Source organism: Candidatus Clostridium radicumherbarum, from assembly GCF_045310525.1.
Lineage (GTDB): Bacteria > Bacillota > Clostridia > Clostridiales > Clostridiaceae > Clostridium_AT > Clostridium_AT radicumherbarum.
The window spans coordinates 48,853-61,727 of the sequence record NZ_JBJHZY010000003.1; the positions used below are offsets into that span (position 1 = coordinate 48,853).

The 12,875-nt window shown below is 34.0% G+C and carries 8 protein-coding genes and 2 tRNA genes; 7 read left to right on the top strand and 3 right to left on the bottom strand.

What is annotated here, in order from left to right; all coding sequences use genetic code 11:
- The first annotated feature begins 137 nt into the window (after nucleotides 1-137).
- From ACJDUH_RS14010 to ACJDUH_RS14030, 5 genes are all read left to right on the top strand, one after another.
- Nucleotides 138-707 (top strand): TetR/AcrR family transcriptional regulator, encoded by a 570-nt coding sequence (locus ACJDUH_RS14010; protein ID WP_406765838.1) that lies wholly within the window; start codon nucleotides 138-140, stop codon nucleotides 705-707.
- A gap of 247 nt (nucleotides 708-954) precedes the next feature.
- A complete protein-coding gene (locus tag ACJDUH_RS14015) occupies nucleotides 955-3,315 on the top strand; it encodes a YhgE/Pip family protein (RefSeq protein ID WP_406765839.1) in 2,361 nt (786 codons plus the stop codon).
- Nucleotides 3,316-3,494: 179 nt separating this feature from the next.
- A tRNA-Arg gene (locus ACJDUH_RS14020) sits at nucleotides 3,495-3,571 on the top strand.
- 601 nt (nucleotides 3,572-4,172) lie between these two features.
- A complete protein-coding gene (locus tag ACJDUH_RS14025; protein WP_406765840.1) occupies nucleotides 4,173-4,736 on the top strand; it encodes a TetR/AcrR family transcriptional regulator in 564 nt (187 codons plus the stop codon).
- A gap of 148 nt (nucleotides 4,737-4,884) precedes the next feature.
- Complete coding sequence (locus ACJDUH_RS14030) at nucleotides 4,885-6,660, top strand: oleate hydratase (protein WP_406765841.1); 1,776 nt, start codon at nucleotides 4,885-4,887, stop codon at nucleotides 6,658-6,660.
- 147 nt (nucleotides 6,661-6,807) lie between these two features.
- Here ACJDUH_RS14030 and ACJDUH_RS14035 read toward each other — a convergent pair whose 3' ends face one another.
- A complete protein-coding gene (locus tag ACJDUH_RS14035; RefSeq protein ID WP_406765842.1) occupies nucleotides 6,808-8,511 on the bottom strand; it encodes a flavin monoamine oxidase family protein in 1,704 nt (567 codons plus the stop codon).
- Between the two features lie 197 nt (nucleotides 8,512-8,708).
- Here ACJDUH_RS14035 and ACJDUH_RS14040 point away from each other — a divergent pair, with 197 nt between their 5' ends.
- Nucleotides 8,709-9,149 (top strand): nucleoside deaminase, encoded by a 441-nt coding sequence (locus ACJDUH_RS14040; protein WP_406765843.1) that lies wholly within the window; start codon nucleotides 8,709-8,711, stop codon nucleotides 9,147-9,149.
- Nucleotides 9,150-9,219: 70 nt separating this feature from the next.
- Here ACJDUH_RS14040 and ACJDUH_RS14045 read toward each other — a convergent pair whose 3' ends face one another.
- Nucleotides 9,220-10,944, bottom strand: coding sequence for a phospho-sugar mutase (locus tag ACJDUH_RS14045; RefSeq protein ID WP_406765844.1), 1,725 nt, complete (start codon nucleotides 10,942-10,944; stop codon nucleotides 9,220-9,222).
- A gap of 228 nt (nucleotides 10,945-11,172) precedes the next feature.
- Between ACJDUH_RS14045 and ACJDUH_RS14050 the strand changes: the two genes are divergently transcribed.
- Nucleotides 11,173-11,264: transfer RNA gene (locus tag ACJDUH_RS14050), tRNA-Ser, on the top strand.
- Between the two features lie 100 nt (nucleotides 11,265-11,364).
- On the opposite strand, the gene ACJDUH_RS14055 is transcribed toward ACJDUH_RS14050, so the two are convergent.
- A complete protein-coding gene (locus ACJDUH_RS14055; RefSeq protein ID WP_406765845.1) occupies nucleotides 11,365-12,648 on the bottom strand; it encodes a hypothetical protein in 1,284 nt (427 codons plus the stop codon).
- Nucleotides 12,649-12,875 lie beyond the last annotated feature (227 nt).

Below are 12,875 nucleotides of genomic sequence, written 5' to 3' on the forward strand. Positions count from 1 at the left end.
TCATAAAAAACATTTCTTAACTAGATTGTTTGACAAGTCGCAGAAAAATACCTAAAATTAAACTTAACAAACAAACTTAATACTGACTGGTCAATAATATATTAACCTATGTAAAAACAAATTTGGAGTGATCAATTATGATGAGTAAAACCAAAAGAGATATTTTTGAAGCAGCTATTAGAATATTTTCAATAAGCGGCTATGACAGTGCTACCATGGATGATATTGCTCAAGATGCAGGGGTGGCTAAAGGAACTCTTTACTATCATTTTAAAAGTAAAGAAGAGTTATTTAAGTATATTATTACAGAAGGTATGGAACTAATAAGTACGGAATTAGATGAAGCTGCTTTAAAAGAAAGCAGTTCCTTAGATAAATTGAAGGCAATTTGCAAACTTCAATTAGAAATGATTTCTGAGAAAAGAGATTTTTTTAAAGTTGTTATGAGTCAGCTGTGGGGGCAAGAGGTGAGGCAGTTAGAGCTTAGAGATTTTATTAAAAAATATATATGCAAAATAGAAATTTATTTAAAACAGGCGATGGAAGACAGTGTTATTAAAAAGGAGGATCCTTATTTAATGGCCTATGCCTTCTTTGGAACACTGTGTTCAACAGCAGTTTATGAGATAATTAATGACGGTATAAGCAATACTGATGCTATTGCTGAGAAGGTTATGAGCTATGTACTTCATGGAATACAGGCTTAAAGATAAAATTAATTAATTCATTATATCAGATTGAGTTGATTTATTAATAGGTACAATCTTAAAAAAAGTAAAATATTACTTATTTTGAAATAGAAGATATAATAGGTGAAATTCCTATTATCTTCTATTTTTTTTATTGCCTAATAATTTTCTAAAACCTATTGACATAGATAAAAAAATAAGTTATAACTATAACTGACCAGTCGGTATATACTGGACAGTCAGTATAAAACAAAGGGGTGATACAATGAATTTCATTAGAATCGCAAAAAGAGATATTGTTAGTATTTTTAAAAACAGATTCTTAAGAGTATCTGTAATCGCAATAATTATAGTGCCTCTTTTATACAGTTTACTTTATCTCTATGCATTTTGGGATCCTTATAGCAAATTAGCAGATCTGCCTGTAGCAGTGGTTAATCTCGATAAGGGGAGTACCTTGGATGGAAAGGATGTAAACTATGGAAAAGATTTAGTTGATAACCTTAAAGATAACAAGAGTGTAGGCTGGAAATTTGTATCTAAAGAGGATGGCGAAGCAGGCGTTAATGGAAGTAAGTATTATGCAATGTTTGTAATTCCTGAAAATTTTTCTGAAAATGTGCTCAGCGCGAAAGATGGTACACCAAAACAATCAGAGATAACCTATGTTGCAAATGAGAAAAGAAACTTTCTAGCAGCTCAAGTTAACAGTAAGGTAGTAGTAGAAATTAAATCTGAGCTAACCAAAAATATAGTTAATGAATATACAAAAGTAGCCTTTGATAACCTTTATGAGGTAAAGGATGGCATGCAAAAAGCAGCTGATGGCAGCAAAGATTTATATGATGGTACATCGCAGCTAAATGAAAAGGTTCCTGACCTTACAAATGGTGTAAGTAAGCTTTACAAGGGTTCAAGTGATTTAAGCAGCGGACTAAATCAACTTGGAAATGGAACAAATACTTTAGCCTCAAGCTTAACAGCAGCAAAAGATGGTGCAGCATCACTAGATGCGGGAGCTAATCAATTGCAGGCTGGCTTATATCAGGTTGGTGCAGGATTAAATCAATTAAATTCAGCTGTAAGTAAAGATACAAGAGAAAGTATTAGCTTAACTACTGGAGTAAAGTCCTTATATGATGGAATAACAAATAGTGATCCTACTAAAGGTCTTAGCTCAGCTGTAGCTCTTTTAAATACTAAGGTAAATACAAGCTCTGATCCTTTACATCCAAGCTTAATAAATGGAATGAGTGGAGCTTATACAGCTTATAACAGTCAAATAGTGACTATGGTTAAACAGGCTCAAGTGCTTGCAGCTAATGGCGATGCAGCTAATGCAAACAAAATACTATTAGGTCTAGTTCAAACTATGAGTACAAGTGCAAATCCTTCAGCACCTAATTACAGTTCTATTAATAAGGCACCTACGTTTTTTGATGCAATGTATTCCTTAAATGATGGTATTACAAACTCAGATCCAACCAAGGGTTTGGGAGCAGCAATAGGTGTATTGAACACAAAGGTAAATGTGGGAACTGATGCTATGCATCCAAGCTTAGTTGCTGGAGTAACGGCAATTAATAATGGAGTCAACGTTGGCAACAGTACCAGCCCAAGCTTAGTAAGTGCCGTAGCTCAATTAGATAATGCTGTAAATGTAGGTTCAAAGGATCAGCCAAGCGTGATTACAGGAATAAATCAAATAAAAAATGGCACTGCTCAGCTAATGCCAGGAATGACCGCAGCAGCAGCTGGTGCAAATGAGCTTTCAATTGGTGCAAAACAATTAAATGAGGGAGGAACTCAATTAAGAGATGGACTAAGTACTTTAAATAGTAATATTCCGGAGCTTAATAATGGAGTTTCTAAGCTTTACGATGGCTCAAAGGAATTAAAGGATAAGTTAAAGGATGGCTCTGATAAGATAAATAAGAATCTTATAAATAGCAGCAATACAATGGCAGAGTTTGTGTCACAGCCTTTAACAATTAAAGAAAGTCCAATAGATCCAGTTAAAAATTATGGAACTGGCTTTGCTCCATATTTCATCCCACTATCCTTATGGGTTGGAGCTCTACTAATGTTCTTTGTCATTACTGACAAAGTAGATGATGACATAGATGCAAGCCCAGCCTCTATAGTATTAGGAAAATATTTATCCTACGGATATATTGGGATTATCCAAGCGGTTCTTGCAAGTGCAATAGTTATAGTGCTTGGCCTAAGACCTAATAATGTACCGCTGTATTTCCTATTTAATATTATATTATCTCTTGTATTTATTGCTATAATGCAAAGTTTAATATTCCTTTTAGGCATGGCTGGAAGACTGCTATCTATAGTTTTATTAATACTTCAGTTAACAGCTTGCGCTGGTACTTTCCCATTGGAAATTGTACCAAAATTCTTCAAGGTTATTAATCCATATATGCCATTTACCTATGCAGTATCTGGCTTAAGGGAAGTTATTGCTGGCCTTAATTACGCTGTATTTACAAAGGATGTTTCGGTGCTCTTAGGCGTAATGATAGTATTCTTATTAATTTCAGTATTATTTAAAGGTCATGCTGATAAAGCACAAGAAAAGTTCAGAGAGGCAAATCAAGATATTAGTATAGTATAAAAAATGACTGCCTGAAATATATATATTTATATATTTTAGGCAGCCTTACCCAATTTCTTTATTGCTTAAATTTATATTGCATATAATATATTATGTAATTATAACATTTCCAATATATAGTGAATACTATTGACATTAAAAAGAAGATGTAATAGAATGTTAGGGTAAATTAATAATCTGTGTGTATAGCTCAGCAGGATAGAGCGACGGTTTCCTAAACCGCAGGCCGGGGGTTCGAATCCCTTTACGCACACCAAGAAAGTGAGATGCACAAGCAACTCACTTTTTTATTTTATCTCACATTTTATTTGCAAATTGTTTAAAAGTAATTAACAGTTAGTATTTAGTATTTTAATAAATTTGTAACAGATTACAGTTAATATATAAATGTAGCAGTAAAACAATTAAAGTTACCCCATCCTTATAGCAGTAGGTTTTTATTAAACTTACTGCTATTTTATTTTGACATTTAGTAAGAAGATAAACAAAAATTTACATTCTCTTAATGTAAAATAACAATAAAAGTGTTATAGTAATATTGAGGTGATAATATTGGAAAATTCATTAAGTTTAGAAGAGTTCAAATTACTTGCACTTCAATATCAAAGAAATAAGAAAAGAGATAGGGAAAAATATAAGAAAAAAGCCGATGAAGACTTATATTGTTATCTAACAAAAAGGTCATTACAAATAAAAAAACGATGTGGTTATTTTTGATAAACTAAAGAGCTTATAAGGGCTCTTTTTATTATTAGCGCCTATAATATTGGATTTATTTTTGAAAATGAGTATGTTATACTATTTAAAATATATAAATTTACAGACTATTCAAGGGATTAGAAGTAGAGGTAATTATTATGTCGCAGACAACAAAAAAGGCTCTTGAAGCCTCTTTAAAAAATCTTCTTTTGCAAAAACCTCTGGATAAAGTTACGGTTTCTGATATTGCATCAGATTGTGGGATCAACCGCATGACTTTCTATTATCATTTTAAGGATATATACGACTTAATAGAGTGGGTTTGCGTTGAGAATGCAGCCAAAGCCATTGGTGGTAAAAAAACATATGACACCTGGCAGCAAGGTTTTTTACAAATTTTTAATGCTGTTCTCCAAAACAAGGCTTTTATTATAAATGTTTATCATTCTATGAGTCGTGAACAAGTGGAGATCTATTTATATAAGCTTACATATGATTTAATGATTGGTGTTGTAGAAGAGCAATCTGCGGGAATGAGCGTACGTGAGGAAGATAAAAAATTCATTGCCGATTTCTATAAGTTCGCCTTTGTAGGAATAATGCTGGAATGGATACGAAATGGGATGAAAGAGGACCCATTGTCCATTATCGACCGTTTAAGTGTATTGATACAAGGAGATATCATAAAGGCTTTAGATAAGTACCGTATAGACAAAAATTAATCAAAAGTGCTCCTTTGATTAAAGTTTTTACAATTTTGCCCCTGTGATGAAAGTTTCATCATAGGGGCTTTTTTGTTTATTGTAGCCTTCATAAAGCAGCAGTATTCTATAGTCAGAAACTAAAAATAATTATTATGGAGGTAAGGTTATGTATTATTCAAGTGGTAATTATGAAGCATTCGCACGCCCTCTAAAGCCTGAAGGTGTGGATCAAAAATCTGCCTATCTCATAGGATCAGGTTTAGCTGCCCTATCTGCGGCATGTTTTTTAGTCCGTGATGGGCAAATGAAAGGTGAACACATTCATGTATTGGAGAAGGATCCTATTCCAGGAGGATCCTGTGACGGCTATCAATATCCCGACCGCGGCTTTGTTATGAGAGGTGGACGAGAGATGGACAATCATTTTGAATGTATGTGGGATATAATGCGCTCCATACCATCAATTGAGACAGAAGGAGTCAGTGTTTTAGATGAGTATTACTGGCTCAATAAGGCAGATCCAAACTATTCACTCTGTCGTGCCACAGTCAAACAGGGAGAGGATGCACATACAGATGGAAAATTTGGCCTGTCTGATAAGGCCTCAATGGAAATTATGCATCTCTTTATGACGCCTAATGAAAAGCTGTACGATGTCCGCATTGACCAAATCTTCAGTGAAGAGGTGCTGAACTCTAACTTCTGGATGTATTGGCGCACTATGTTTGCCTTTGAAAACTGGCATTCTGCACTGGAAATGAAGCTGTATCTGCAGCGCTTCGTACACCATGTAGGTGGTTTACCTGATTTCAAGGCACTACGCTTCACAAAATATAATCAGTATGAGTCACTAATCCTACCAATGGTAAAATACCTTAAGGATCATGGAGTTCAATTTCACTACAATACTAAAGTTGTCAATGTCGAATTTGATGTACAGCTAGATAAAAAGATAGCTAAACGTATCATATGCCTCCACCAGGGTGAAGAAAATAACATTGATCTTACTGAGGATGATCTTGTGTTCATCACCAATGGAGGTTGTACTGAGAATTCTTCTTTAGGTCATCAGAATCAGCAGGCTAAGATGGATATAGAAATCAAGGACGGCAGCGGCTGGGATATGTGGCGTAAAATTGCTGCACAAGACCCGTCTTTCGGACGGCCTGACAAGTTCTGCACTACACCTGAGAAAACAAACTGGATGTCTGCTACAGTAACCACCTTAGATCAGCGTATTGTCCCTTATATCAAGAAAATCTGCAAGCGTGATCCCTTCAGTGGTAAGGTGGTTACTGGTGGTATCGTAACAGCCGTGGATTCTAACTGGCTTCTTAGCTGGACCTTCAACCGTCAGCCCCAGTTCCACGCACAGCCAAAGGATCAGCTTGTAGGGTGGATTTATGGGCTGTTCAGTGACAAGCCTGGTAACTTTGTTAAAAAGACCATGCTTGAATGCACAGGTAAAGAAATCTGCATGGAATGGCTGTATCACTTAGGTGTTCCAGAAGATCAAATTGAAGACCTAGCAGAAAACAGTGCCAACACGATTCCCTGCATGATGCCCTATATCACAGCCTTCTTCATGCCTCGTAGAGAGGGCGATCGTCCGAAGGTAGTACCAGATGGAAGCGTGAACTTTGCCTTCATTGGTCAATTCGCTGAGACCCTTCGTGATACCATCTTTACTACCGAGTATTCTGTTCGTACCGGTATGGAAGCAGTTTATACCCTGCTTAATGTTGATCGTGGAGTACCTGAGGTTTGGGGCAGCGTATACGATGTGCGCTCACTTTTAGATGCTACAGTTAAGCTTTCTGATGGAAAGAAACTTACAGATAAGGAGCTTCCCTTCAAAGCAAAAATTGCACTAAAGGAAGCTCTGAAAAAAGTAAAAGGTACTGAGATTGAAAAGCTTCTTAAAGCCTATGAGGTTATTTAATGAAATCGTAGGAAAATAATATATTATCCATAAAAAAGGTTTTTGCAAAATTACCGAAGTTATATTGTATCTTGCAAAAACCTCTTTTTCAATTTGATGTGGAGTACAATAAAAGGATACAGTACAGTTCAACCTTTCAAGAGATCCTTAACTATGCTGTTTTTGAAAATTATAATTATATGCAAGATTATTTGCTGCTAATTTTCCACTATATAAGGCACCCTGCATCCAGGCATGTGTTGCAGAGGCATGCTCTCCAGCGAAAAATACTTTATTTTTATACTCTGGTTGTAAAATATCATATAAGAAAATAGATTTTTGCCCTGGCCTAGTCATTGAAAAAGCACCTCTAAACCACTGCTCATTATTCCAATTTATAGTCTTATATTTCTCAACTATATGGTCTAAATACCCCTTAGGGAGCCCATGCACTTCTTCAACCTGTTCTTTAATAATTTCCTTTCTGCGTTCCTTATTTGTATTTTCGAGCCTTACGGCATCTAAATTTATATTGTAGGAAGCCACAAGTACACCTGGTTCTTTAGGTGAGTATTTATTTGACTCATCATATAAGGCGTGATCTGAGGGATAAATTATACTTTCAATTGGCAGATCAGTATTAGAAACTCCGCCATTTATTCTTCCATAGTCAGTATCCTCTTCCCAAAACCGTCTATTACATAAAAGAAGTGTTTTTTGAGAATTTTCATAATTAAATTCCCTAATAGCCTGCATCTTTCTATTACTAAATAGAGGTTTAATATCTACTAGTCTTAAGGTAGAAAAGGGAATAGCACAAATTACATAGTCAAAGGATTCTATTAAATCCTGAGAAAGTAGTTTAGTTCTATACTTTATAATTACTTTATTATTTTTATCTATATTATAAATTCCATTAACGTAGTGACCGGACTTAAATACAACCTTACCTAACAAGTTATTTGGTATATCTTCATATTCTGAAGGATGCTCTGAGGTTAATGACTTGTAAAAGGCTTGTGGAAGATTTGAATTTCCGCCATCAACTCTGTATAGGTTTGAAAAATCAAGTGGATAATTATCTGACAATAATTCTGCATAACTAATATAAAGTGACGCCCCTGTAAGTGAGTCAACGCTAGAAATTAAATTTATTGCATCCTCACTTAAGCCTAACATTTCAAAGACTTGGCGAAAACTCATATTTATAAGCTCAGAATAGGGAGGTGAATATTTAGGGAGTATTTTTAAAATCTCTTTTCTTATATTTTCCGGAAGTTTATTTAATGGTTCGTTCATGGCATAATTATACAAGGTAGGCCAAGATATGTTTTTTTCTCTTTCAGTTAGGTTATATTTTGGATAAAGCTTTTCTGTAACGTTTTTTCCTGCAGAATCATTTCTAATTCTTGTATTATGAACATAAATAAAGGCATTTGGGTTATCCTGTACAAAAGGCATTGTATTAAGCTTAAATTTATTTATATAATGCCAGGTAGTTTCATGGGCTACTGGAATTCTCATGGGTCCAAGTTCTCCGTAATACTTCTTATCCTTATCAAAGTAATAGGTATTAACTCTTCCACCAATTCTATCGGTTAATGCATCATAGATAGTAATGTTTGCACCAAGTTTTCTAAGCTCAAAGGCACTTGAAAGTCCAGCAAGGCCCCCTCCTATAATTCCTATTTTAACCCCTTTTAGTTTTCCTGGCGAGCAATAATTTAAAATATCCTTAGGAGGGCTTAATAGAGCTATTATATTATTAAAATCCTCAGATCTTCCTGCATTTCTCAAAGAGTTCTTTAACATTTCATGTCTCTCTGAATTAGTTGGATTAATTGGAGCAGTTTGAATACCATTAACAGCCATAAAATAGAAAACTCCTAATAATTATTACTAACATATTTATAATATTTAAATTTAAAAATTATGACAATAATTATACCTTGCAGGTTATAGTATGATTAATTACTAACGCAAGATATATTTCAATGTAATCTTGAAATAATAAGGCGGTTATGCAAGAATAGGAATTATATTTAAACTTTTTTATGGTGGTATTTAATATGAAAGAATTTTTTATGGGAGAAGCTTTAAGAGAGGCGAGAAATGCTTTATATATTAAGGAAGTTCCAGTAGGCGCTGTTATAGTTAGGAATAATGAAGTTGTGGCAAGAGCACATAATCTTAAAGAAACTTTAAAGGATCCAACAGCACATGCAGAAATACTGGCAATAAAAAGAGCGTGTGAGTCTCTTAATAACTGGAGACTTACAAACTGTGAAATGTATGTTACCTTAGAACCCTGTGCTATGTGTGCCTCCGCTATAGCTCAAGCCAGAATAGGCAAGCTTTATATTGGTACCTTTGATCCCACAGCAGGAGCCTGTGGATCTGTAATAAATGTATTAGATAATCCAAATTTAAATTATAATATTCAAATAGACTGGATGTATAACGCAGAGTGCAGCAAGCTGCTTAAGGAATTTTTTATTTCTAAGAGGTGATAAAGCTAATTCTGACAGTTTCATGACAAAAGATGAGCCACGAGAAACGTTCCCGTGGCTCATGATTATTTTATTCAACTGATTCTAGCTTTCCTAGAACTATTTCCTTCATTGCAGCAATTTTTTCTTCTGCTGCTTTTTCGGTATCAGCCTTAGAGTAAAGGTAAAGCTTAATTTTTGGTTCAGTACCTGAAGGTCTTACTGCATACCAGGAACCATCTGCTAAAACGAATTTTAAAACATTTGAAGCAGGAATATCAACGTCTAATTCGTCACCAGTTACAAGGCTTATATTCTTACCTATTTTATAGTCAGTATATTCTACAACACTTGTATCCTTTATTTCGGTAGGATACTCAATTCTATAAACCTCCATCATTCTGCTTATTCTTCTGCTGCCCTCGATTCCTTCTAAGACTAATGAAATTTGAGCTTCTCTAAAGTAGCCAAATTCCTCATAGGTTTCTTCTAGAACATCAATAAGGCTCTTACCATGTTTTTTATAATAAGCAGCTGCTTCAACAAGCATCATTGAAGATATAACTCCATCCTTATCCTTTACAAAGTCACCAGTTACATAACCGATGCTTTCTTCATAACCAAAGACGAAGCTGTGATTTCCTGCACTCTCAAGCTCATTTGCTTTACCACAAATATTTTTAAAGCCAGTTAAGGATTCGTAGGTAGTAATGCCATATTTTTCAGCTATAACTTTCCCAAAATTGCCAGTAACTATAGATTTAACAATAAAGCCATTAGAAGGTAATTTACTTAATTCCTTTCTAGCTTCTACAATATATTTAACCAGCATTGCTCCAGTTTGATTACCATTAAAGGAGATATATTTTCCCTCTTTATTTCTTACCATTATTGCAAGTCTATCACAATCAGGGTCAGTTGCAATTAAGAGCTCAGCTCCAAGTTCTTGACCTAAATTTTCTGCATACTGAAAGGCCCTAGTATCCTCTGGATTAGGAAATGGTGCTGTAGTAAAATTAGGATCTGGGTTCTCCTGCTCTGGAACTACTGATATGTTTGTAAAGCCTCTCTCTTTTAATACTCTTCTTACTAATATATTGCCTGTTCCATTAAGGGGCGTATAAACAACCTTAATATCCTTATCAATATTTTCTCTTAGTGCAAGTGACTTAACCTTAGAAACATATATATCATCAAGTTCTTTTCCTACAATATTTAAAAGACCTGCAGCTAGTGCTTCTTTTTCATCCATAACCTTGATATCTTCAAAGTTTTTAATGTTTAATATTTTTTCGGTAATAGCGTCTGCTAAGTCCTGACCTATTTGTGCACCATCTTCCCAATACACCTTGTAGCCATTGTATTCCTTTGGGTTATGGCTTGCAGTTACAACAATTCCTGAAGCTGTATTTAGATGTCTTACAGTAAAGGATAAAAGAGGTGTTGGTCTAAGGCTTTCAAAAAGATAAGCCTTTATACCGTTTGCAGCCAATACAAGTGCAGCTCTTAAGGCAAATTCCTTTGAGAAATGCCTGCAGTCATATGCAATTGCAACACCTCTATCCATGTACTGCTTACCTTTATCTTTAATGTAATCTGCTAGCCCTTGAGTAGCTCTGGAAATTATGTAGATATTCATACGATTAGTTCCTGCTCCAAGTTTTCCTCTTAGCCCAGCAGTACCAAATTCCAAATCTCTATAAAATCTATCTTCTACTTCCTTTTCATCTTTTTCAATGGAAGTGAGTTCAGCTCTTGTTGCTTCATCAAAATATGTATTTGATACCCAATTATTATAGGCTTCCCTATAGTCCATATAGACATCTCCCTCTTTTTATTAAGTATTTTTACTAAAAATATTCTTTTGATAATTATCCTAATTATATAATTATATTACTATTTTAGTATTTATGTAAACCTGCAGTGTAAAATAATACTAATTATCTGTAGAATATATTATTTCACATATGGCTTATAGATATTTATAGAATATGAAAATTGATTTATATATATATATTTAGTATAATTGTAATGTAAATTCTATGGAGAGATGTCCGAGTGGTCTATGGTACCTGCCTCGAAAACAGGCGAACGGGTTATTCCGTTCCGTGGGTTCAAATCCCACTCTCTCCGCCAGAATATAAGGCTCTAGCAGTTTTTGCTAGAGCCTTATATTAGATTTTTATTCATTGTTTTTAGCAATATTTCTTACTCAATTCCATAACTGTCCTTGGATTTAAATTCTACCATCTTCGGTTAATGTTTGGTTTTCCTGATTTTTCTCTGAATTCTGGCTATTTGATTGAGATTTACTTAAATAACTATCAATGTAGGAAGCTGGTGCTTTCAGGAATTTAAAGTATTCTTCCGAATTACTTTTTATATTTTCACCAATGCTTTTTAGTCTACTTTCAATTTCTAGTTCCTGCATAGAAAGGTTATTGAGCTTGTTTTCATGTAGTTTTTGCAGATTTTCAATTTGTTTTTCACCGTCTGATAAACCTAAAAGCATAAGTTGAAGCATCTGTTTCCTAAGTTTTTCTTTCAGCTTTTGCATCTCCTTTTCATGCTCCTTAATCATCTCTTTCCTACGCTTTTTTAAGTTCTCTAACTTAGCTGAATATTTTACATATTCCTTAATAAGCTTGTCTGAGTTGATTTCATACCCCATTCTTACTTCCCTATAAGCATTCATCCTGATGAAATAGTTGTTATCTTGCTGTTTTGCCTTTTCAAATGCATTCACTAATGCTTGGGAGGCGTTAGAGGTCTTTAGACTACTTAAAGCAGTATTCATTAATTCTAACCTTCTAGATGGATCATTATAGTTAGTATCGTAATATGCAGCTCTATCAGTTTTATAATAAGCACTCAATGTATTCCTAAGTGCTGTAAAATCTTTATAGCTTAGCTTATCAATATTTTGAGTCTCAGAAAACTTGTCCTGAAGAAATTGTTCAAGTTTATCTTTTGTTCCGCTAGTATTATTTTTATAAAAGATTTTTGATGCGGAAAGCATATTATAAATATTTTTCTTAAATTCATCTTTATTAATAATTTTTTCGCCTCTTATGCCCATATCTGTTCCCTGAGAGGTGTATATTTGCTCTGCGTTGTATGCTAGATTAAAAAACGATGAAATATTTTTTGATAGGTTCTCAGCTAAATTTTCAGCATAATCATCAAAAGAAGAGTCCAAGATTTTAGTTAAGTTTACTATTTGATTATCATCAAATTGTGGATTTGATTTTATGCTATTCAAAATATTTCCATATTGTGCTGTATAATCTGAAATAGATGAATTGTCCTCTAAATCTATCCAATCCTTTTTACTAAATGTATTCTTTATTTCATCTAGGATTGATAATACTGGTTTGGAATAATTTAAGCTAAGTTCAATAGTATCAGAGTTTGCTGGTACTACATCATTTGAGTTAGTGCCTATAACTGTATTTCCACCGCTATATGAATTAGCAATTAGAGCTGTTGAATTTACGGAATTAATATTATTAATGTACATGACTTTACACCTCAAATAGTTTTGATTGAAAAAATATATTAAGTCTTACTAATTATATCGGAAAATATTTGTATAACTTTACATATAATGATTGTATTACCATGATTTTCATAAATATGAAAATGAGGCATGTTTGCTTGGAACCTGATGTCTTAAGCATCCCGGACCAAACCCAACTCCCTCCGGCAAAATAAATGACACCCAGATGACTTATTACTTATTTATTT

Excerpts from the sequence above, each read along its gene's own strand:
- ACJDUH_RS14010 (WP_406765838.1), top strand. The coding sequence starts at position 138 with ATGATGAGTAAAACCAAAAGAGATATTTTTGAAGCAGCTATTAGAATA.
- ACJDUH_RS14015 (WP_406765839.1), top strand. The coding sequence starts at position 955 with ATGAATTTCATTAGAATCGCAAAAAGAGATATTGTTAGTATTTTTAAA.
- ACJDUH_RS14025 (WP_406765840.1), top strand. The coding sequence starts at position 4,173 with ATGTCGCAGACAACAAAAAAGGCTCTTGAAGCCTCTTTAAAAAATCTT.
- ACJDUH_RS14030 (WP_406765841.1), top strand. The coding sequence starts at position 4,885 with ATGTATTATTCAAGTGGTAATTATGAAGCATTCGCACGCCCTCTAAAG.
- ACJDUH_RS14035 (WP_406765842.1), bottom strand. The coding sequence starts at position 8,511 with ATGGCTGTTAATGGTATTCAAACTGCTCCAATTAATCCAACTAATTCA.
- ACJDUH_RS14040 (WP_406765843.1), top strand. The coding sequence starts at position 8,709 with ATGAAAGAATTTTTTATGGGAGAAGCTTTAAGAGAGGCGAGAAATGCT.
- ACJDUH_RS14045 (WP_406765844.1), bottom strand. The coding sequence starts at position 10,944 with ATGGACTATAGGGAAGCCTATAATAATTGGGTATCAAATACATATTTT.
- ACJDUH_RS14055 (WP_406765845.1), bottom strand. The coding sequence starts at position 12,648 with ATGTACATTAATAATATTAATTCCGTAAATTCAACAGCTCTAATTGCT.